Raw genomic sequence first — 20,219 nt, 5'->3', positions numbered from 1 at the left:
CAACTGCCCGGGACGCGAGGGACCTGAAGATGCGGCTGCTGCTGCTTTCCGACCTGCACTACTCGTTGCGTCAGTTCGACTGGGTGTTGGCCCGGGCCGCCGACTTCGATGCGGTGGTGCTGGCCGGCGACCTGCTCAGCATCGCGGCGCCGGTGTCCGTCGAGGCCCAGATCGTCGCGATCGGTGCGACGCTGCGCAAGCTGGCCGCCTCGACCACGGTCATCGCCTGCTCGGGCAACCACGACCTGAACACCCACAGCGCGGCCGGGGAGAAGACCGCCGACTGGTTGACCGCCGCCGGGATCGGCGGACTCATCGGCGACGGTTCATCGGTCCGGCTGGGGGAGGACCTGATCAGCGTCCTGCCCTGGTGGGACGGCCCGGTCGCGCGAGCCGACTCCGAGGCGTTGCTGGACTCGGTGGACCGGACCGGGGTGCGGCGCTGGATCTGGGTCTATCACTCCCCTCCGGAGTCGTTGCTCAGCTGGACCGGGTCACGGCACTACGGCGACGCCACCGCGACCGAGTGGATCGCCCGCCGGCAGCCCTACGCGGTGTTGTGCGGCCACATCCACCAGGCCCCGTTCGCACCGGACGGTTCCTGGGTGGACCGGGTCGGGTCGACGTTGGTGTTCAACCCCGGCAAGCAGACCGGCTCGACACCGACCTGGGTCGAGATCGACCTGGCTGAGCAGCGGGCCGCCTGGCACTCGATGACCGGCGTCGAGGAACGCGAGTTGGCGCAGGTTCAGTAGTCGGGGACGTCGGTCCGGTCGGAACCGCCCACGAAGCCGCTGGGCCGCACGGAGGTCAACTCCGAGAGCACCTCGGCCATCAGACCCAGGTGCGTGGTGTCGTCGGCGTACTGGTTGCGCAGGTCGACCAGGTAACCGGTCATCGCGTTCAACCTTGCGGCGAGCAGTCGGGCGATGGCCAGCAGCACTGCTGGGTTCTCGCTGATCGAAGCGACGCTCATCACCCGGGTCCGGGTGTCGGTCAGCGCGACCACGCGGGCCGAGTGGGGGGCGTCGAGCAGCGCGGCGATCTCGCCGAGGAACGCCCCCGGCTCGCCCACCCGCTTGACCAGGACCCCGCCCACCTCCACACCCACGGTGCCTTCGGTCAGCACGTGCACCACGCCGCTGCGCGCTCCTTCGGACAGCAGCTCTGCCCCGGTCGGGAATTGCCGCTCGGGCAGGTCCGCGCACAGCGCAAGGATCGTGTCCACGCGGGGCACCCTAGACGGTGCCGGCCTCGCGGGCCTGCCCCGTACCGGGCCGACGTCGAGGCGGCCACGGAATCAAGCAGCCGGCGGATCGGGGTAAAGCGCGCGGGCGCCGCGGCCGATACCTCGTCCGATGGGTACCCACAAGCGATTGAGCCGAGCGCAGCAGGCGCTTTCGCCTGCTGCCGAGTTGGTCGACCGGGTCGACCGGGTCGTGCGCGAGCGACTGCGACGGCCGGAGCCGACGGCCTCGACGAAGCCGACCGAGCCCGGTGAGTTCTTCACCGACGCCACCGACGCCACCGACGCCACCGCGCCGCTGCGGACGCCGCTGGGCGGGATCCGGTTCGAGCAGACGGACGACGTCGGTCTGGTGTGGGACTCGCGTGACTTCCCGGTTGTGCCCGAGGCCCTGGTCCGCAAGGAGAGCAACCTGCGGCTGGCCGGTGTGGCCGGCGCGGTCGTGGCTCTGACCGTCGGCCTGGCCAACATCCTGCCCGGCGGTGGCGGCCAGGCCGTGCTGATGGCCCCGGCCGACTCCAACAACCAACTGCACGGCATTGGCGCGAACGAGCCGCTGCCGACCGTCAGTCCCGCTCCCGGTGCGCCGACCGCGCCGCTGCCGGTGCTCGGCCCGGTGCCGCTCGTCGCGCCGACCGCGACGACCACCCCGTCGACCCAGGTCACGATCCCTGCCGGGTCCTACCGGGGAATCCCGACGATCGTGCTGGCCGCCTACGAGTCGGCGGCCACCCGAATGGCCAAGGAACAACCCGCCTGTCACCTGCCCTGGGCCTTGTTGGCCGGCATCGGGGAGGTCGAGTCCGGTCAGGCCGACAACGGGGCGGTCAACTCCGCCGGCGAGATGTTGACGGCGATTCTCGGTCCGGCGTTGAACGGCGCCAACGGGTTCGCCCGGGTGCTGAACACCAACCCGGCGATGGACGGTGCCGGCCCCTACGCCCGCGCGGTCGGGCCGATGCAGTTCCTGCCGAGCACTTGGGCGCCGTACGCGCAGGACGGCAACGGCGACGGCATCGCCGACCCGGAGAACATCTACGACGCGGCACTGACCACCGCGGCCTACCTGTGCGACGGCGGGGGCGACCTGAGCACCCGCAACGGCCTGCTGGGAGCGGTGTACCGCTACAACCAGTCCTGGCAGTACGTCTCGCTCGTGCTGACCTGGGCCGGGGTGTACGCGGGCTCGTTCCCGTCGATCACGCTGCCGGGCACCCCGACGGCGACCCCCACGGCAACCCCCACGGCAACCCCGACCGGGTCCCCGAGCGCCCCGCCCAAGACCGCGACGCCGGTTCCCACGACCAGCCCGGCCCCGACCGCCTCGGCCCCGCCGAAGCCGGACCCGACGCCCAGCGCGCCCGTAACGGCCGCACCGACCGACCCGCCCACGACGCCGCCGACCACGGAGCCCACCTCGGCACCGACTGACACCCCGACCCCGACGCTGCCCCCGCCGACGTCGGAGGCCACCCCCGGCCCGTCGGATCTGCCGTCGATCGCGTCGACCGTGGCGGTCACCGTGCCGGCCACCGCCTGACGGCAGCGGTCACGCCGGGGGCCGCCGGGTCACGAAGATCGCGGTTCCGGGGATCAACCGGCCGCGCAGCGGGCTCCACCCTCCCCAGGTGCGCTCGTGGTCCTGCGGCCACTCGGGTTCGACCAGGTCGAGCACCTCCAGGCCCGCGGCGACCACCGACCGGACATGGTCGCCGATCGTGCGGTGGTGCTCCACGTAGGACGGCAGGCCGGCCTGGTCGTACTCGACGTAGGCACGGCGGTCGAAGTAGGAGTCGCGCACGACCAGCCCGCCCTCGTCCGGGTCGTCGGGCAGGCACCACCTGATCGGGTGGGTCACCGAGAAAACCCAGCGCCCACCGGGCCGCAGCACCCGGGCCACCTCTTGGTGCACGGCGAAGGTGTCCGCGACGAACGGGAGCGCCCCGTAGGCCGAGCAGGCCAGGTCGAACGAGGCGTCGGCCAAGGGCAATCGGGCCGCGTCGGCGACCACCACGGGCACAGCGATCCCGGTGTCCCGGTCCAGCTTCCGGGCCTGCCGCAGTTGGGCGGCCGAGAGATCCACGCCGACCGGCCGCGCGCCGACCTGCGCCAGCCACCGCGCGCACTGTGCGGCCCCGCAGCCGATCTCCAGCACGGACCGGCCCGCGACCGGCCCCAGCAGCCCCGCCGTCGACTCGCGCAGTCCTTCCGGGCACCAGCAGAAATCGACGTCACCGAGGAAGTCGCCGTGCTCGACCTGGTAGTCCGCCGCGGCGGTGTCCCACCACGCCCGATTCGCGCGTGTGGTCGGGACTGCGGGGCAGTCGTCGCGGCCGACTCCTGCAGACATCCCGGTCCCTCGCCTCGCCGAGCGCTCTGCAAAACCGCAGGTGAATGCGGCAAGCCGGCCTCACCTGCGTGATCGGATTGAGCCTTGTCGACCGCAGGGAGTATTCTGGCAGACGCGTTGTGGGCCAGTGTCACCCCGGACGTCGTGGGGACACGGTCGTAGGTCGAGTTTCCGGTCAATGAATTTCGGTCACAGCACGGCTTTCGGGCCGCGCGGGACAGGGGTCCGACGGGGGTTTCGGCAGGCGAGAGCGGCCCGCAGCACCACCCGCGGGCCACGCGCCCCCCGACCAAATTGTCCGGAGCAACTTCCCATATGACCACCACCGTCGAGGCCTTCAACGCCGCCCCTGCCGCGGTTCCTCAGGTCGCCATCAACGACATCGGTTCGGCCGAGGACTTCCTCGCAGCGATCGACGAGACCATCAAGTACTTCAACGACGGCGACATCGTCGAGGGCGTAATCGTCAAGGTCGACCGGGACGAGGTCCTCCTCGACATCGGTTACAAGACCGAGGGCGTCATCCCCTCCCGCGAGCTGTCGATCAAGCACGACGTCGACCCGAACGACGTCGTCAAGGTCGGCGACGCCATCGAGGCCCTGGTTCTCCAGAAGGAGGACAAGGAAGGCCGACTGATCCTGTCCAAGAAGCGCGCCCAGTACGAGCGCGCCTGGGGCACGATCGAGCGGATCAAGGAAGAGGACGGCATCGTCACCGGTTCGGTGATCGAGGTCGTCAAGGGCGGTCTGATCCTCGACATCGGCCTGCGTGGCTTCCTGCCCGCGTCGCTGGTCGAGATGCGCCGCGTGCGCGACCTCCAGCCGTACGTCGGCAAGGAGCTCGAGGCCAAGATCATCGAGCTGGACAAGAACCGCAACAACGTGGTCCTGTCCCGCCGGGCCTGGCTCGAGCAGACCCAGTCCGAGGTCCGCCAGACGTTCCTGACGACCCTGCAGAAGGGCCAGGTCCGACCGGGTGTCGTCTCCTCGATCGTGAACTTCGGCGCGTTCGTCGACCTCGGTGGCGTCGACGGTCTGGTCCACGTCTCAGAGCTGTCGTGGAAGCACATCGACCATCCGAGCGAGGTTGTCGAGGTCGGCCAGGAGGTCACCGTCGAGGTTCTCGACGTCGACATGGACCGCGAGCGGGTCTCCCTGTCGCTGAAGGCGACGCAGGAGGACCCGTGGCAGCAGTTCGCCCGGACCCACGCGATCGGTCAGGTCGTGCCGGGGCGGGTCACCAAGCTGGTGCCGTTCGGTGCGTTCGTGCGCGTGGACGAGGGCATCGAGGGCCTGGTGCACATCTCGGAGTTGGCCGAGCGCCACGTCGAGGTGCCCGAGCAGGTCGTCCAGGTCAACGACGAGATCTTCGTCAAGGTCATCGACATCGACCTCGAGCGTCGGCGGATCTCGCTGTCGCTCAAGCAGGCCAACGAGACCGCGGGCGGGGCGGAGGTCGGCGACGACCACTTCGACCCGGCCGCTTACGGCATGAAGGTCGAGTACGACGCCGACGGGCACTACGTGTACCCGGAGGGCTTCGACGCGGAGACCAACGAGTGGCTTCCCGGCTTCGAGACGCAGCAGGTGGAGTGGGAGCGGCAGTACGCCGAGGCCCGCACCCGCTACGACGCGCACCGCAAGCAGGCCGTCGCGGCGCAGGCCGCCGACGCCGAGGCCGCGGGCACGGACGACTCCGGGACGACCTCGTACTCCTCGGAGGCCGCCACCGGCGGCGAGGCCAGCGGCACCTTGGCCTCCGACGAGGCCTTGGCCGCGCTTCGGGAGAAGCTCACCGGCCGCAACTAGGGCGAATCTCTCTGGGGCGACCCTGTCCGCGGAAAGCGCGGACCGGGTCGCCCCAGTGTTCCCGCTTTCTGCGCGAGGACGCCAGAATTGCCTGATGCGCATCGGACTGACCGGCGGGATCGGGTCGGGCAAGACCACGGTCACCGATCTGTTGGCGGCGCGGGGCGCGGTCATCGTGGACTCCGACCTGGTGGCCCGGGAGGTCGTCGCGGCGGGCAGCGAGGGCCTGGCCGCGGTTCTCGCCGAGTTCGGGCCCGAGATCCTGGCACCCGACGGCGAGATGGACCGGGCCAAGGTGGCCGCGATCGTGTTCGCCGACCCGTCGGCGCGGGCCCGGCTCAATGCGATCGTCCATCCCCGGGTGCGGGACCGGGCCGCGGCGCTGGTCGCGGCCGCGGCGCCCGGATCCGTTGTCGTGCAGGCGATTCCGTTGCTGGTCGAGGTCGGCGCGGCCGGGAACTTCGACCTGGTGATCGTGGTCGACGTCGACCCGGAGACGGCCGTGCGCCGGCTGGTCTCGGCGCGCGGGATGACCGAGGCGGATGCCCGCGCGCGGATCGCGGCTCAGGCCGACCGGGCGCACCGGTTGGCGGCCGCGGACGTGGTGGTGGACAACACCGGTCCGCCGGAGGCGTTGCGGGAGCAGGTCGACCGGCTCTGGGGCGACCTGGTACGCCGCGTCGGCTGAGGCGTCGGTCACTCGTGCGGGTGCAGGGTGAGCACCTGTGCCGGCGGGCCCAAACGGACCGGACCTGGCTCGTGCAGCCCCTCGACCAGGACGCGCACCAGCTCGAGCACGTCGGTCGCGGCCAGCCGGAACGTGACGTCGTTGCCGTGCAGCGTCCCGATCGTCAGCCCGACGGCGTTCTCCGGGACCCAGGCGGCTGCCAGCCAGCCTTGGCCTTCGGCGTCGTCGAAGACCAGGGGCGCTTTCGGGAGGGCTGCCGGGGGCCGCTTGGCGGTGCGGGCCCGGAACGGTACGACGTCGGCCATTTCAGGACTTCCCTCGTTGGCTGCGGACCCGGTGATCCACCGTGAGCTACCCGGTGGTCGCCCGCTCATGCCCGGGCGGAACGCACCGGTGCACGACGCGTAAAATCCAGGTGGACCGATCATCCGCGGAGAGGACGAACCGGCACGTGCACGAGGTCGACGTCGAGTCCGCCCCCGTTGATCCCGCCGCCGATCTCGCCCTGGCGTTGGATTTGGCACGGGTTGCGGGGGAGCGTCTGCTCGCCCTGCGGGCCGAATGGCCCGCCGGTGAGCCCGGCGGCGGTGCCGCCGGCGACCGCGCGGCCCAGGAGGTGCTGGCGGCCGGGTTGAGTGCGGCACGGCCTGCTGACGCCGTGCTCTCCGAGGAGGCCCTGGACCTGCCGGGCCGCGATCGCGCCGACCGCGTGTGGATCATCGACCCGCTGGACGGCACCCGCGAGTTCGCCGAGGGCCGCGACGACTGGGCGGTCCATGTGGCCCTCTGGGAACGTGCCGCCGACGGCTTGACGGTCGGTGCTGTCGCGCTGCCCGGGCGTGGCCTGGTGCTGGGCTCGGCCGACATCGCCGTCCCGCGACGAGCGCGCGGCCCGCTGCGCATCGCGGTCAGCCGGACCCGGCCGCCGGCCGCGGCCGTCGCGGTGGCCGAGGAATTGGGCGCCGAGCTGATCCCGATGGGTTCGGCCGGCGCCAAGGTGGCAGCCGTCGTCCTCGGTGAGGTGGACGCCTATGTGCACGCCGGCGGCCAGTACCAGTGGGACTCGGCCGCACCGGTCGCGGTTGCGCTTGCGGCCGGGCTGCGGGCGACCCGCCTGGACGGGTCGCGGCTGCGCTACAACGATCCCGACCCCGCGCTGCCCGACCTGTTGGTCGCGCGCACGGAGTATTTCGACGCCGTTCTCGCGGCGGCCAACCGGAAGACCGACAGGTGATCGCATGACCGAGAAGACGATCGCCCGGCACTCCTACCAGCTCAGCCAACTACGGGTGCTGGAGTCCGAGGCCGTCCACATCATCCGTGAGGTGGCTGCGGAGATGGAGCGGCCGTGTCTGCTGTTCTCCGGCGGCAAGGACTCCGCGGTGATGCTGCACGTGGCCGCGAAGGCGTTCGCGCCCGCGCCGATCCCGTTCCCGGTTATGCACGTCGACACCGGGCACAATTTCCCCGAGGTGCTGGACTTCCGCGACGCCGAGGTGGCCCGTTGGGGTGTGCAGCTGATCGTGGCCTCGGTGCCCGAGGCGATCGAGGCGGGCAAGGTGCGCGAGGAGCCGAACGGTTCGCGCAACCGGATCCAGACGCCGGTGTTGTTGGAAGCGTGCGAGAAGCACCGCTTCACCGCGTTGTTCGGCGGTGCTCGCCGCGACGAGGAACGCGCCCGGGCCAAGGAGCGGATCTTCTCGTTCCGCGACGAGTTCGGGCAGTGGGACCCGAAGAACCAGCGCCCGGAACTCTGGAACCTCTACAACGGCCGCATCCACACCGGCGAGAGCATCCGGGTGTTCCCGCTGTCCAACTGGACCGAGTTGGACATCTGGCACTACATCGCCGCGGAGAACGTCGCACTCCCACCGATCTACTACGCCCACGAGCGCGAGGTGTTCCTGCGCGACGGGATGTTGATGGCCGACAACGAGTTCTGCCGGCCGCGCAGCGGTGAGGAGATCTTCACCGCCACCGTCCGGTACCGCACCGTCGGCGACGCAACCCTGACCGCGGCCGTCCGCTCCGACGCCCGCGACGTCGAGGCGATCATCGCCGAGGTCGGTGCCACCCGGCAGACCGAACGCGGCGCCACTCGCGGCGACGACCGGGCCACCGAGGCCGCAATGGAGGACCGCAAGAAGGAGGGGTACTTCTGATGGCGCACCTCTGCGTCTTCTGTGGCCTGTCGCACCTGTCGCGACGCCTTGATACGTGCGGCAGGCCGCAGGAGTCGGGGTTCGGGGGGGTGGCCTGATGGACCTGCTGCGGTTTGCAACCGCCGGCTCCGTCGACGACGGCAAGTCGACCCTGATCGGTCGGCTGCTCTACGACACCAAGTCGATCTTCGAGGACCAGCTCGAGCACGTCGAGCAGGTCAGCCGTGACAAGGGCCGTGAGTACACCGACCTCGCGCTGCTCACTGACGGCCTGCGGGCCGAACGCGAGCAGGGCATCACGATCGACGTCGCCTACCGCTACTTCGCAACGCCCACACGGAAATTCATCATCGCCGACACCCCGGGCCACATCCAGTACACCCGGAACATGGTCACCGGTGCCTCGACCGCGGACCTGGCGATCATCCTGGTCGACGCCCGCAACGGGTTGGTCGAGCAGTCGCGCCGCCATGCCTTCCTGGCCTCGTTGCTGCAGGTGCCGCACCTGGTCGTCGCGATCAACAAGATGGACCTCGTCGACTGGGACCGGAAGCGCTTCGAGCAGATCCAGGAGGAGTTCACCGCGTTCGCGGCCCGGCTGCGGATCCGCGACCTGGTGATCATCCCGATCTCGGCGCTCAACGGCGACAACGTGGTGGAGCGTTCCGCGGTGTCCCCCTGGTATGACGGTCCGTCACTTCTGCACCACCTCGAGCATGTGCACGTGGCCAGCGACCGGAATCTGATCGACGTGCGATTCCCGGTGCAATACGTGATCCGCCCGCAGACTGCGAAGCATCGCGACTACCGCGGGTACGCCGGTCAGGTAGCCGGTGGTGTGCTCAAGCCGGGCGACACGGTCACCGTGCTGCCCAGCGGGTTCTCGACAACGATCGAGGGCATCGACTCCCTGGAGGGCCCCGTCCAGGAGGCCTACGCGCCGATGTCCGTGGTGGTTCGGCTGACGGACAACCTCGACATCTCCCGGGGAGACATGATCTGCCGGCCGCGCAACATGCCGGCCGTCACCCAGGACGTCGACGCGATGGTCAGCTGGATGGCCACCAGCCCGCTGCGGGAGGGCACGAAGCTGGTCATCAAGCACACCACCCGCAGCGCGCGGGCGTTGGTCAAGGAGATTCAGTACCGGCTCGACGTGAACACGTTGCACCGCGACGAGACCGATCGCGAGCTGGGCCTGAACGACATCGGCCGGGTGCGGCTGCGTACGACCGTCCCGTTGTTCGTCGACGACTACCGGAACAACCGCACCACGGGCGGCTTCATCCTGATCGACGAGTCGACCAACGTGACCGTCGGGGCCGGGATGATCACCGACCCGCACTGACCCCTCCGACGACCGAGCCCTTGTGAGGCCTTGATCGTCGGTGTCAGGATCGGCGACGTTTCCGCCACCGAGGAGGCCCCGTGCAACCCACCGATTTCGCCCCAGGCGAGACGATGAGCACCGAGGTGCTCGATCGTGGTCGCGACTACCGGCTGCTGGCGGAGGGTCGGGTCGACGCGGAGCGGGACAGGCTGACCGCGCTCGAGGCGTTGTTCGACCCGACGTCGCGGCTGGCGCGTGGCCTGGTGCAGCCCGGCTGGCGCTGCCTCGAGGTCGGTGGTGGACACGGCTCGATGGCCCGGTGGCTGGCCGAACAGGTGGGCCCGGACGGCGAGGTCGTGGCGACCGACATCGACGCGCGCTACCTGAAGGAGCTGCGCATTCCGAACCTGCGCGCGCTGCAGCACGACATCCTCAACGACGACCTCGCCGACCTCGGACAGTTCGACCTGGTCTGCTCGCGGCTGATGCTGTACTGGCTGCGGGACGGGGCGCAGACCGCGGTGGACCGGATGGCGTCGCTGGTGCGCCCCGGTGGCTGGCTCGTCGACGAGGACGGGGACTGGGGCTCGGTCGTTCCGATCGACCCGACCCACCCGGCGACGGGGCCGCACCGGGCCGCCTACCGCGACGGCGGGTGGTTCGCCGACATGGGCCTGGACCCGTGGGTCGGCCGCAAGCTCTCCGTGATGTTCGAACGCGCCGGTCTCGAGCAGATCTCGCACACCACGACCAGTGAGGTCATCGCGGGCGGGTCGGAATGGGGCGAATGGTGGGCCGATTCGATCGAGGTGGTCGGGGCGCAGAGCCCCGGCATGTCCCCGGACGTGGTGCTCACCGTCTGCGCACCGTTCCGCGACCCGACCGCCCGGTTCATGACGGCGCTGCTGCATGGTTGCCGCGGGCGCCGGCCGACTGACTGACCCACCCGAAGCGCTACGCGGAGTGCTGCTCCACCCCGAACGGCTCGAAGTCGTACACGGTGTTGTTGATCTGCAGGTCGTCGACCGCGCCGGCGAAGAAGTTGTCGCTGCCCTTGCCGACCGAGACCGTGGAGATGGTCGAAGCGGGCAGCTTCATCTTGACCGTAGCCAGCGAGCACGGGGTGGCCGTGGACAGGGTGCAGCCGGTGGTGGTCCCGGCGGCGCCGGTGAGATACCAGTAGCCGGTGCTGGCGGCGTCGAACTTGGTGAATTTCCCGTTGTTCGAGGCATCCCCGGCTGGAACGTAGACGAGCGTGCTGTAGGTCCCGCTCACGCCGTCGTTCGGGTTGATCTCGAGTCGGATCACCGGCAGGTTGTTCACGCCGCCGTTGGCCGCCGCCTGGTTCTCGGCGGTCGTGTAGACGTAGAAGCTGACCTTGGTCAGGCTCGCCACCTTCTGCCCGACGAAGTCGACCTCGTTGCCGAAGTCGACCTTGGTGCCCGCCGGGGTCTGGATGTTGAGACTGCCGCTGCCGGACGGTGGCGCCAGGTTGTTGCCGAAGGCGGTCTCGTAGGGACCGGAACGCAGCGTGGCCGAGGCCCCACCGGTGGTGTTGCGGTCGATCACGCCCCAGTGCGGGCCGACCGAGGTCGGGACACGACCGTCGCGTCCGCCACCTCCGCCCCGGTCGTCGCGGCCGGGCGGGTCGTGGCGGTGGTGGTGTCCGTGCGGGGGCGGGTCGGTGAAGAAGCAGTCGTCGTCATTGTGGTCCGAGACCGGCGAGCACTCGGCCGCGCGCGTCGCCGCCGCTTCTGCCTGCGCCGGCAGGCCGCAGAGCAGCCCTACGGTGGCGGTCGCCAGAGCGGTTCTGGCGGCCCGTCCAAAGTTCGACATTTCGACCCCTACGGGCTGCTTGGAGAACGGCCGATCCGGCCGCAGCCCAGAACGATGAGGTCGGTGGGATCAACCGACAACCGGCTTGGTCCGATCGGGTGACAACGCACTTGAGATGGGTCGCCTCGATCGGTGCAGCGGTCGCCGATCCGGCCGCCGACAAACTGTCGGTCGCGCGACGTAACGTGAACGCGTGAGAATCGACGCCGAGCTCGAGACCAAGCTCAAGCGCACCACCCGCCCGTTCGAGGTGGTCAGCGACTTCCAGCCCTCCGGCGACCAGCCGGCGGCGATCAAGGAGTTGGCCCGTCGCATCCAGGCCGACGAGCAGAAGGTCGTGCTGCTCGGTGCGACCGGCACGGGCAAGTCCGCGACCACGGCCTGGCTGGTGGAGCGGCTGCAGCGCCCGACCCTGGTGATGGCGCCGAACAAGACCCTGGCCGCGCAGTTGGCCAACGAGTTCCGCGAGCTGCTGCCGAACAACGCGGTCGAGTACTTCGTCTCGTACTACGACTACTACCAACCCGAGGCCTACGTGCCGCAGACGGACACCTACATCGAGAAGGACTCCTCGGTGAACGAGGAGGTCGAGCGGCTGCGCCACTCGGCGACCAACTCGTTGCTGACCCGGCGCGACGTGATCGTGGTGGCCACAGTCTCTTGCATCTACGGCCTCGGTACACCCGAGGAGTACCTGGAGCGGATGGTCGCGCTCTCGGTCGGGGAGGAGATCGAGCGCGACTTGTTGCTGCGTCAGTTGGTGACGATGCAGTACACCCGCAACGACGTCGCGTTCACCCGGGGCACGTTCCGGGTGCGCGGCGACACCGTCGAGATCTTCCCGGTGTACGAAAAACTGGCGCTGCGGATCGAGTTCTTCGGCGACGAGATCGAGCGGGTCATGACCCTGCACCCGGTGACCGGCGAGGTGATCTCGGAGGAGACGAGCATCCATGTCTTCCCGGCGACCCATTACGTCGCCGGCCCGGAGCGCATGGAGCGGGCGATCGCCGGGATCGAGGCCGAGTGCACGGCGCGGCTGGCGGAGTTGGAGCGGTCCGGCAAGTTGCTGGAGGCGCAGCGGCTGCGGATGCGGACCCAGTACGACGTGGAGATGATGCGCCAGGTCGGGTTCTGCTCGGGCATCGAGAACTACTCCCGGCACATCGACGGCCGCGAGGCGGGCAGCCCGCCGCACTGCCTGCTGGACTTCTTCCCCGAGGACTTCCTGCTCGTCATCGACGAGTCGCATGTGACGGTCCCTCAGATCGGTGGCATGTACGAGGGCGACATGTCCCGCAAGCGGATGCTTGTCGACCACGGCTTCCGATTGCCCTCGGCGTGCGACAACCGGCCGCTGCGGTGGGAGGAGTTCCTCGACCGCGTCGGGCAGACCGTCTACCTGTCGGCCACCCCGGGTCCGTACGAGCTGGGGCAGGCCGACGGAATCGTCGAACAGATCATCCGGCCCACCGGGCTGATCGACCCGGAGATCATCGTCAAGCCGACCAAGGGCCAGATCGACGATCTGCTGCACGAGATCCGGGAGCGGGCGGCCCGCAATGAGCGGGTCCTGGTCACGACGCTGACCAAGAAGATGTCCGAGGACCTGACTGATTACCTGCTCGAACTCGGCGTCCGGGTGCGGTATCTGCACTCGGAGGTCGACACCCTGCGCCGGGTGGAGTTGCTGCGGGAGCTGCGGGTCGGCGACAACGACGAGCTGGTCGGCATCAACCTGCTGCGGGAGGGGCTGGACCTGCCCGAGGTCTCCTTGGTGTCGATCCTCGATGCTGACAAGGAAGGGTTCCTGCGCAGCGGCACCTCGCTGATCCAGACGATCGGCCGGGCCGCCCGGAACGTGTCCGGTCAGGTGCACATGTACGCCGACAAGGTCACTCCGTCGATGGAGAAGGCCATCGACGAGACCAATCGGCGGCGGGCCAAGCAGGTCGCGTACAACCTCGAGCACGGCATAGACCCAACCCCGTTGCGGAAGAAGATCGGCGACATCCTCGACTCGATCGCCCGTGAGGACGCCGACACCGCCGAGCTGATCGGCGGTGGCGGCCGGCAACGGAGCCGGGGCAAGGCGCCGGTGCCGGGCTTCTCCTCGAAGGTCAGGGGCGACCGCCCCGGTCGGCACGCGGCTGACCTGGCCGGGTTGCCGGCCACGGACCTGGCCGATCTGATCGGCGACCTGACCGAGCAGATGCACACCGCGGCCGCGGAGTTGGCCTTCGAGCTCGCGGCGCGGTTGCGCGACGAGATCTCCGAGCTCAAACGCGAACTGCGCGGCATGCAGGAGGCCGGTGCCACGCGCTGACCACGCCCGAATGTCGCGGCGGACCGCGGTTCAGGAGCGCTCGCGGTGCGGTCCGATCAACTCGTGTTGCGGATCGGTCAAGATGTCGCGCCGCGGTTCGGATCAGGTCGTCGGGGCTGCGAAAGTTGGGTCTTCCTTCGTTCGGGGTGAAGGCGGTCCGGGTCTGCCCCGGTGGAGCGGGAGCGGCTGTGCGAGCGGTTTCGGGGGTGGCCCTGGCGGTCACGGCCGCCCTCGCGCTGACCGCCTGCGGCTCCGGCACCTCGGCCCCGGCGGCGGCTGCCCCGTCCGGTACCGGTTCGGTGGTCGCGACGCCCGCCGACAGCAACGGCCTCACCGCCGACGACATGCGGGTCCCGGCTCCCGAGGTCGTCGACGGGTTGAGCCTGCTGAAGAACATCGTCAACGACGTGGCCAACTCGGTCGGCTCGGATCCGCAGGCCGCGGCCGACGCGCAAGGCCGGATCGAGCCGGTGTGGTCAAGCATCGAGGGTACGGTGCGGGTCACCGAACCCGCCACGTACCGGATCCTCGAGGACCAGTTCGCGATCATCCAGAAGGGCCTGAATCCCGCGAGCCCGGTGCGGGAACGCGCGGCAGCCGACGCGGTCGTCAAGGCGGCGGACGGCTACCTGGCCCGGCATGCCGGCACCTTGGGTTCGTCCAGCCCGGAGCCGACGGGCCACGACTCGGGGGACTCCGGCGCGGGTAACCGCGATCCGCAGACGGTCGGGTACTGACCGAGTTCGAACCCGGCGCGCGGCGGGTGCGATCTGACTGTTCGTCAGGCCTCTGATTGACTTCGCTCGCGACGAGGAGGCCCTCTTGGCTGAGCTGACCGATCACCGGCGTTCCGGTTCCGGCACCCCGATGGTCCTGCTGCACGGTTTGAACGGCTCCTGGCGGGTGTGGCAGCCGGTGCAGGACGCCCTCGCTGAGCATCACGACGTGTACGCGCCGACGATGGCCGGGCACCGTGGAGCACCGGTGGTTGCCGCGGGGCCGTGCGGCATCGACAAGTTGGCCGACGAGATGGAGTCCCGCCTGGATGCCGTTGGCATCGAGCGGGCCCACCTGGTGGGCAACTCGTTGGGCGGCTGGCTGGCACTCGAGCTGGCCGCGCGCGGCCGCGCGCACTCGGTGGTTGCCTTCGCCCCGGCCGGGACCTGGATCAAGCCCCGCGACCTGGCTCGCGTCGGTCGGTTGCTGAAGCTCGGCCGCCGCGCCACCGTGAGCCCGACCGTGCAGCGGATGTTGGCTCGGCCCAGTACCCGGCGCCGCATGTTCCGACCTGTGATGGAACGCGCCGACCTGATCCCGGTCGAGGAACTCACTGGGATGCTCGAGGACACGGCGGCCTGCGAACTGCTGGACGGCCTGCTGGCCGCGCTCCGGGCCTCAGGGCCGGTGGCCCGGTTGCAGGTCGACGTGCCGGTCCGGCTGGCCTGGCCGATGAAGGACCGCACGATCCCGTTCGAGCGCTACGGCCGGCCCTGGTTGACCGTGCTGCCGAAGGCCGAATTGGTTCGCCTACCCGGGGTCGGCCACATGCCCATGTACGACGATCCGGCCCTGGTGGTTCGCACGATCCTCGAGGTCGCCGACAAGGTGGACGCGGGTCGCTGACTGGTCGGCGTCAGTTGTTGCCGACGATCGCGGCGATCGGCGGCATGAACGCCGCGATGGCGAGCGCCCCGAGCCGGAACGGCGTCGGGGCCGGGACGAAGAACCCGAAGGCCACCAGCAGGATGCACGGGACCATCACCCGGTAGTAACGCCGCTGGCGCTGGGCGATCTGCTCGAGGCGCGCCTGGTCGGGGGTGGGCGTGACGACGTCGTAGGTCGGGCGCTCACCCCGTCGACGGCGCGACTTCCGCGCGTCCTTCATGCCGCCAAACTACCCCGGAGAGCTTCGGCGCCGGTCGCTAGTGGCCCTGGTAGACCGACGGCCGTTTCTCGGCGAAGGCGCGTGGGCCCTCGGCGGCGTCCTCGGTGCGCATCACCTCGAGGAACATGCCGTACTCCATCGCCATGCCCTCGGCCAACGGCAGCCCGAGCCCGTCGAGCACCGCGCGGCGGGCCGCCGCGACGGCCAGCGGGCCGCGCGAGGCGATGGTCCGGGCCAGCTCCAGAGCCGCCGGGACGAGCTCGGCCTGCGGCAGCACCCGGTTCACCAGGCCCAGTCGCAGCGCGGTGGCGGCGTCGATCGGGTCGCCGGTCAGGATGATCTCCATCGCCGCGCCCAGCGGGATCGCGCGCGGCAGTCGCTGGGTGCCGCCGGCGCCGGGGATGATCGCCCACTTGGTCTCGGCCAGGCCCAGCGACGCGTTCTCCGACGCCAGCCGGATGTCGCAGGCCAGCGCCAACTCCATCCCACCGGCCAACGCGTGCCCGTTCACCGCTGCGATCCTCGGCTTCGAGCCGGAACCGTCGGTGATCCCGCCGATCACCCAGGGCGGGGCCTGCCCGGCCCGGACCGCGTCGCGGAACGGTGGGATCAGAGCCTTGAGGTCCGCGCCTGCGCTGAACGACTTCGCCCCGGCCCCGGTGAGCACCGCGACCCGCAGTTCGGGGTCCTTCTCGTAGCTGTCGAACGCCGCGGCGAGCGCGTCGTTGTGCTCGGGATCCAGGCAGTTGTGCGCCTCGGTCCGGTCGATCGTGATCAGCACGACGTGGCCGTCGGGTTCGTAGCGGATCGGCATTTCGGGGCCCTCCTCGGCGCGGTTCGCCTCCGACGCTACCGAGATCCGCGCGCAGCCCGATCAGCCGCTGTGCACCAGGTCCGGCCGCAGCGGCGAGGCCGGGAACGTTCCGAGCATCCGCATCTCGGCGGCGAAGAAGCTCAGCTCCTCCAGGGCTCGGCGCAACGGCGGCTGTTCCGGATGGCCGTCGACCTCGGCGTAGAACTGGGTCGCGCTGAACTGGCCGTCGACCATGTACGACTCGAGCTTGGTCATGTTCACGCCGTTGGTGGCGAACCCGCCCAGCGCCTTGTACAACGCCGCCGGGATGTTGCGGACCCGGAAGACGAAGCACGTCACCACATCGGCGACCGCCGGGGAGACCTCGGCGGGGGAGCGGTCCAGCATCACGAACCGCGTGGTGTTGTGCACCTCGTCCTCGACGTTGTGCTCGAGCACGTCCAGCCCGTAGAGCGCCGCGGCGGGCAACGGGGACAACGAGGCGGCGGTCCGGTCGCCGAGTTCGGCGATCTCCCGCGCCGCCCCGGCGGTGTCGCCGGCCACGATCGGGCGCAGGCCCAGCCGCCGGATCACCTTGCGGCACTGGCCGAGGGCGTGGACGTGGGAGTGCACCGTCTTCAACTCCTCGACCGACACCCCGGGCAGCGCCATCAGGTGGAAGGTGATCGGCAGGAAGTGCTCGCCGACGATGAACAGCCCCGAGGTGGGCAGCAAGTGGTGGATGTCCGCCACGCGGCCGGCGAGCGAGTTCTCGATCGGGATCAGGGCGCGGTCGACCTCGCCGTCGACGACCGCGGCGAACACGTCCTCGAACGTCGCGTACGGCACGGTGGCGTGCTCCGGCCAGGCCTGCTCGCACGCGAGTTGGGAGTTCGACCCCGGCTCGCCCTGGTATCCGATGGTGCCCGGAATCATGTGCCTTCCTTGCCAAGCTTCATCGTGACGGTCCGTCAGGGTGGAAGACGGGGCGACGCTTCTCCAGGAACGCGCGGATGCCCTCGGCGCCCTGCGCGGTGACGGCGCTGCGGGCGATCGAGCGGGCCTCGAAGTCGAGGTGCTCGTCGAGGGTCCGGGACTCGCCGTCGGAGAGCAGCCCGCGGATGTTGCCGTAGGCCTGCGTCGGGCCCTGCGACAGCTCCGCGGCGATGCGGTCGACAGTCGATTCGACCGCCTCGTCGGGCACCACGTGGGCCGCGATCCCGATGGCGAGCGCCTCGGCGGCATCGACCGGGCGGTTGGTCATCAGGATCTCGCGGGCCCGCGCGCGGCCGACGATCCGGGGGAGGTTCCAACTCAGACCACAGTCCGGTGTGATGCCGATCGCCGGGTAGGCAACTCGCATCCTGGCGGACTCGCCCAGTACGAGGATGTCGGCGGTCAGCAGGATCGCCATCCCTGCGCCGGCCGCCCAACCACGGGCACCGATGACCACCGGGGCCGGGGCCGCCGACAGGACCCGGATGCAGCGATGCGCCGCTTCGGCCAGTTCGAACAGGTACGCCTCCGGGTCGGTCGCGTCGCGGAAGCCGCTGACGTCGCCGCCGACGCAGAAGTTCGGCCCGTCGTGCAGCAGGCTGAGCGCGCCGATGCCGGGCCCGAAGCCGTCCAGGGCCTTGTACAGGCTGCTCACCGACTCCAGATCGATGGCGTTGGCGCGCTCCGGGGCCGTCAACCGGACCTGGAGGACTCGTCCGGACACGACGGCGGTGGCTGCCTCACTCATTGGCGGCGCTCCCTCGACCTTCGCCCACCCTGGGCACTTGGCTACTTGCGCGTACGTGTTGAATTCTGTCCGACGCCCGGTACGTGACGGCCGCCACACCCCGAGGGCGGCTTCACCGGGTCCCGAGAGGAGCGCGCCTGATGGCTTACTTCGCCGACGCAGCTGAGGTGGACAAGTACATCGGCGGGGTGTTCCGGCTGGCTGCCGAGCACCCCGAGTCCGGTCCTAAGCTCAAGGCTGCGAACCTCGTCATGCGAGTGCTCTACACCGACCCGGACGTCGAGATGAACATCGTGATGCGCGACGAGTTCGCGATCGTCAACGGTCCCATCGACGAGCCCGCCGACGTGACGCTGGCGATGTCGGCCGACATCGCCGACAAGTTCTGGCGCGGCGACTACAACCTCGCCGTCGGCATGGCGAAGGGCCAGGTCAAGGCCAAGGGCCCGGTGAACAAGATCCTCAAGCTGGTGCCGCTGACCAAGCCGCTGTTCCCGATGTACCGCGAACTGGTCGCCGAGAAGGACAAGGCCTAGCAGGCGAGTCGGACGCGCGGGAGGAGGACGGATGGCCAAGCGCATAGTCGTCGATCGGCACCGGTGCACCGGCCTCGGGATGTGCGAGGAGAGCGCCCCCGGGATCTTCGAGATTCAGGACGACGGCACGATGAAGGTGCTCCAGGAATGCCCGCCGGCGGATCGACTGAAAGAAGTGGAGTCCGCCGTCGAAGGCTGCCCGACCGAGGCGCTGAGCCTCGTCGAGGAGTAGCAGTCGGCCAGGCGGCTCAGAAGGGCGGTTGCTCGGGGAGATCCGGAGCCGGTTGCCTCGGCGGGGGCAGTTTCTCGACGGGTTGATCGATGCCGTCTTCATCCGGAGGCCGGGTTCAGTAGGTCCGGCCTGACGGCGTGGTCAGGGTGAGGGTGCCGTCGGGGTCCTGGGTGGCTGTCCAGCCGAGCAAGTGCTTGAGGGTGTGGTGCTTCCTGCATCGCAAGGCGAGGTTGGTGGTGAGTGTGGGCCCGCCGCCGGTGTGGGCGGTGGTGTGGTCCTGCTCGGTGCGGGTGGCCCGGCAGCCGGGGTGGACGCAATGCTGGTCGCGGGCTTTCACGTAGCGGGCTTGGGCCGCGGTAGGGAGGCGGCGGGTGGGGTCGGCGTTCAGGTCGGGGTCGGTGGAGATGATCTGGATCTGGTAGCTGATCCGCGGGGCCATGTCGGGCGGGAAGCAGATAGTGAGGACCAGGGCGTCGGCACGGGCCGCGTCGATGCTGCGATCGTCACCTGGGGTGATGGCTTGGTGGGCGGTGGCGTCGATGACCGCGAAGGCGGCCTGTGCGACCGGGGTGGGCAGGATGGCTTCCAGGGCGGACATCCCATCGCCGATCTCCCACATCTTCACCGAGCGTTGCGCTACGGCCGTGGCGCGGCGTTTGGCGACAGCGTTGGCGTCGAGGCGGGCCACGGCGCGGCGGGTGGCCCGGCGCAGGTTCGCCGGGGTGAGTCCCTCGGCCTTGCCCAGTGCTGCCGCCTCGACCTGCGCGAGCAGTTCGGCGTCGAGCTCGGCGGTCTCCTCCAGGATCACCCGGGCCTTGGCCATCGTGATCCGCCCGGCGCACAGGGCGGCCAAGGCGCCCGGCAGGCGGCGCCGCAGCTCCACCGCGACATGGACCCGCTGATCACTGGTGCAGTCGGCCAGGCCCAGCTCCAGGGCGACCTCGGCGTAGGCCGAACGCTCGGCGAAGTCCAACTCCTGGGACTGCTCCCAGGTCTGCGGGTCGACCCACACGGGGCGCTCCGCGTCATGGCGGTCGAGGGAGTCGGCGACCCATTCGGCCATGGCCAGCACCTGCTCGCCCTGGACCATCGCGACCTGCCGCTCCAGTACCCCGATGCGGGCCAGCACGTCGGTGCCGTCAGTGACCGCGCCGGTCCAGGTGATCTCGCCGGCGGTGGCCGCGAGCCAGTCCAGGGCCTCCTCGACCGACATGAGCCGGTTCGAACTGGTGTTCGACATGAGACTATTCTCGCCCGGTTTTCCCATCTCTGCAAGGGAAAT

The 20,219-nt window shown here is 70.0% G+C and carries 22 protein-coding genes; 13 read left to right on the top strand and 9 right to left on the bottom strand.

Going from position 1 to position 20,219, the window contains the following annotated elements:
* The first annotated feature begins 29 nt into the window (after positions 1-29).
* Complete coding sequence (locus tag VHU88_16815; protein HEX3613353.1) at positions 30-755, top strand: metallophosphoesterase family protein; 726 nt, start codon at positions 30-32, stop codon at positions 753-755.
* On the opposite strand, the gene VHU88_16810 is transcribed toward VHU88_16815, so the two are convergent.
* A complete protein-coding gene (locus VHU88_16810; protein ID HEX3613352.1) occupies positions 749-1,228 on the bottom strand; it encodes a cyclic nucleotide-binding domain-containing protein in 480 nt (159 codons plus the stop codon). The two genes, VHU88_16815 and VHU88_16810, sit on opposite strands and share 7 nt — an antisense overlap.
* 148 nt (positions 1,229-1,376) lie before the next feature.
* On the opposite strand from VHU88_16810, the gene VHU88_16805 reads away from it, so the two are divergent.
* Entirely contained in the window at positions 1,377-2,786 is a 1,410-nt protein-coding gene (locus tag VHU88_16805) for a lytic murein transglycosylase (protein HEX3613351.1), read from the top strand.
* A gap of 9 nt (positions 2,787-2,795) precedes the next feature.
* Here VHU88_16805 and VHU88_16800 read toward each other — a convergent pair whose 3' ends face one another.
* On the bottom strand, positions 2,796-3,596 hold the full coding sequence (locus VHU88_16800; GenBank protein HEX3613350.1) for a class I SAM-dependent methyltransferase: 801 nt from the start codon (positions 3,594-3,596) through the stop codon (positions 2,796-2,798).
* 315 nt (positions 3,597-3,911) lie between these two features.
* Here VHU88_16800 and rpsA point away from each other — a divergent pair, with 315 nt between their 5' ends.
* Positions 3,912-5,405 (top strand): 30S ribosomal protein S1, encoded by a 1,494-nt coding sequence (gene rpsA / locus VHU88_16795; GenBank protein HEX3613349.1) that lies wholly within the window; start codon positions 3,912-3,914, stop codon positions 5,403-5,405.
* 94 nt (positions 5,406-5,499) lie between these two features.
* Positions 5,500-6,093: a dephospho-CoA kinase gene (gene coaE / locus VHU88_16790; GenBank protein ID HEX3613348.1), complete on the top strand. Its 594-nt coding sequence runs from the start codon at positions 5,500-5,502 to the stop codon at positions 6,091-6,093.
* 8 nt (positions 6,094-6,101) lie between these two features.
* Here coaE and VHU88_16785 read toward each other — a convergent pair whose 3' ends face one another.
* Entirely contained in the window at positions 6,102-6,398 is a 297-nt protein-coding gene (locus VHU88_16785; GenBank protein ID HEX3613347.1) for a hypothetical protein, read from the bottom strand.
* Positions 6,399-6,508: 110 nt separating this feature from the next.
* Between VHU88_16785 and VHU88_16780 the strand changes: the two genes are divergently transcribed.
* The 4 genes from VHU88_16780 to VHU88_16765 all read left to right on the top strand — a co-directional run bounded on the left by VHU88_16780 (position 6,509) and on the right by VHU88_16765 (position 10,526).
* Positions 6,509-7,327: an inositol monophosphatase family protein gene (locus VHU88_16780; GenBank protein ID HEX3613346.1), complete on the top strand. Its 819-nt coding sequence runs from the start codon at positions 6,509-6,511 to the stop codon at positions 7,325-7,327.
* Positions 7,328-7,331: 4 nt separating this feature from the next.
* Positions 7,332-8,255: a sulfate adenylyltransferase subunit CysD gene (cysD, locus tag VHU88_16775; protein ID HEX3613345.1), complete on the top strand. Its 924-nt coding sequence runs from the start codon at positions 7,332-7,334 to the stop codon at positions 8,253-8,255.
* 97 nt (positions 8,256-8,352) lie between these two features.
* The gene (locus VHU88_16770) at positions 8,353-9,603 is read left to right on the top strand and encodes a GTP-binding protein (protein ID HEX3613344.1); all 1,251 of its coding nucleotides are present in this window, start codon (positions 8,353-8,355) and stop codon (positions 9,601-9,603) included.
* An 80-nt stretch (positions 9,604-9,683) separates the two neighbouring features.
* Complete coding sequence (locus VHU88_16765) at positions 9,684-10,526, top strand: methyltransferase domain-containing protein (GenBank protein HEX3613343.1); 843 nt, start codon at positions 9,684-9,686, stop codon at positions 10,524-10,526.
* A 13-nt stretch (positions 10,527-10,539) separates the two neighbouring features.
* Here VHU88_16765 and VHU88_16760 read toward each other — a convergent pair whose 3' ends face one another.
* A complete protein-coding gene (locus VHU88_16760) occupies positions 10,540-11,421 on the bottom strand; it encodes a hypothetical protein (protein ID HEX3613342.1) in 882 nt (293 codons plus the stop codon).
* 193 nt (positions 11,422-11,614) lie between these two features.
* Here VHU88_16760 and uvrB point away from each other — a divergent pair, with 193 nt between their 5' ends.
* The 3 genes from uvrB (at position 11,615) to VHU88_16745 (ending at position 15,370) form a co-directional block, all read left to right on the top strand.
* Positions 11,615-13,747, top strand: a complete 2,133-nt coding sequence (gene uvrB, locus VHU88_16755; GenBank protein HEX3613341.1) for an excinuclease ABC subunit UvrB — start codon at positions 11,615-11,617, stop codon at positions 13,745-13,747.
* A 188-nt stretch (positions 13,748-13,935) separates the two neighbouring features.
* A complete protein-coding gene (locus VHU88_16750) occupies positions 13,936-14,484 on the top strand; it encodes a hypothetical protein (protein HEX3613340.1) in 549 nt (182 codons plus the stop codon).
* An 85-nt stretch (positions 14,485-14,569) separates the two neighbouring features.
* Positions 14,570-15,370: an alpha/beta fold hydrolase gene (locus VHU88_16745; GenBank protein HEX3613339.1), complete on the top strand. Its 801-nt coding sequence runs from the start codon at positions 14,570-14,572 to the stop codon at positions 15,368-15,370.
* Positions 15,371-15,380: 10 nt separating this feature from the next.
* Here VHU88_16745 and VHU88_16740 read toward each other — a convergent pair whose 3' ends face one another.
* Genes VHU88_16740 through VHU88_16725 form a run of 4 tightly spaced genes read right to left on the bottom strand, consistent with a single transcriptional unit; the run spans position 15,381 to position 18,169 of the window.
* On the bottom strand, positions 15,381-15,632 hold the full coding sequence (locus VHU88_16740; protein HEX3613338.1) for a DUF3099 domain-containing protein: 252 nt from the start codon (positions 15,630-15,632) through the stop codon (positions 15,381-15,383).
* Between the two features lie 37 nt (positions 15,633-15,669).
* Complete coding sequence (locus VHU88_16735; GenBank protein HEX3613337.1) at positions 15,670-16,446, bottom strand: enoyl-CoA hydratase-related protein; 777 nt, start codon at positions 16,444-16,446, stop codon at positions 15,670-15,672.
* A 60-nt stretch (positions 16,447-16,506) separates the two neighbouring features.
* The gene (locus VHU88_16730) at positions 16,507-17,361 is read right to left on the bottom strand and encodes a prephenate dehydratase (protein ID HEX3613336.1); all 855 of its coding nucleotides are present in this window, start codon (positions 17,359-17,361) and stop codon (positions 16,507-16,509) included.
* Between the two features lie 19 nt (positions 17,362-17,380).
* Positions 17,381-18,169: an enoyl-CoA hydratase-related protein gene (locus tag VHU88_16725; protein HEX3613335.1), complete on the bottom strand. Its 789-nt coding sequence runs from the start codon at positions 18,167-18,169 to the stop codon at positions 17,381-17,383.
* A gap of 140 nt (positions 18,170-18,309) precedes the next feature.
* Here VHU88_16725 and VHU88_16720 point away from each other — a divergent pair, with 140 nt between their 5' ends.
* Complete coding sequence (locus tag VHU88_16720) at positions 18,310-18,705, top strand: SCP2 sterol-binding domain-containing protein (GenBank protein HEX3613334.1); 396 nt, start codon at positions 18,310-18,312, stop codon at positions 18,703-18,705.
* Positions 18,706-18,736: 31 nt separating this feature from the next.
* The gene (locus tag VHU88_16715; protein ID HEX3613333.1) at positions 18,737-18,937 is read left to right on the top strand and encodes a ferredoxin; all 201 of its coding nucleotides are present in this window, start codon (positions 18,737-18,739) and stop codon (positions 18,935-18,937) included.
* A gap of 115 nt (positions 18,938-19,052) precedes the next feature.
* On the opposite strand, the gene VHU88_16710 is transcribed toward VHU88_16715, so the two are convergent.
* Positions 19,053-20,177 (bottom strand): DUF222 domain-containing protein, encoded by a 1,125-nt coding sequence (locus tag VHU88_16710; GenBank protein HEX3613332.1) that lies wholly within the window; start codon positions 20,175-20,177, stop codon positions 19,053-19,055.
* Positions 20,178-20,219 lie beyond the last annotated feature (42 nt).

The organism is Sporichthyaceae bacterium, from assembly GCA_036269075.1.
Lineage (GTDB): Bacteria > Actinomycetota > Actinomycetes > Sporichthyales > Sporichthyaceae > DASQPJ01.
Note: the sequence above shows the minus strand (reverse complement) of the source record. Positions and strands in the feature narration are given on the sequence as shown.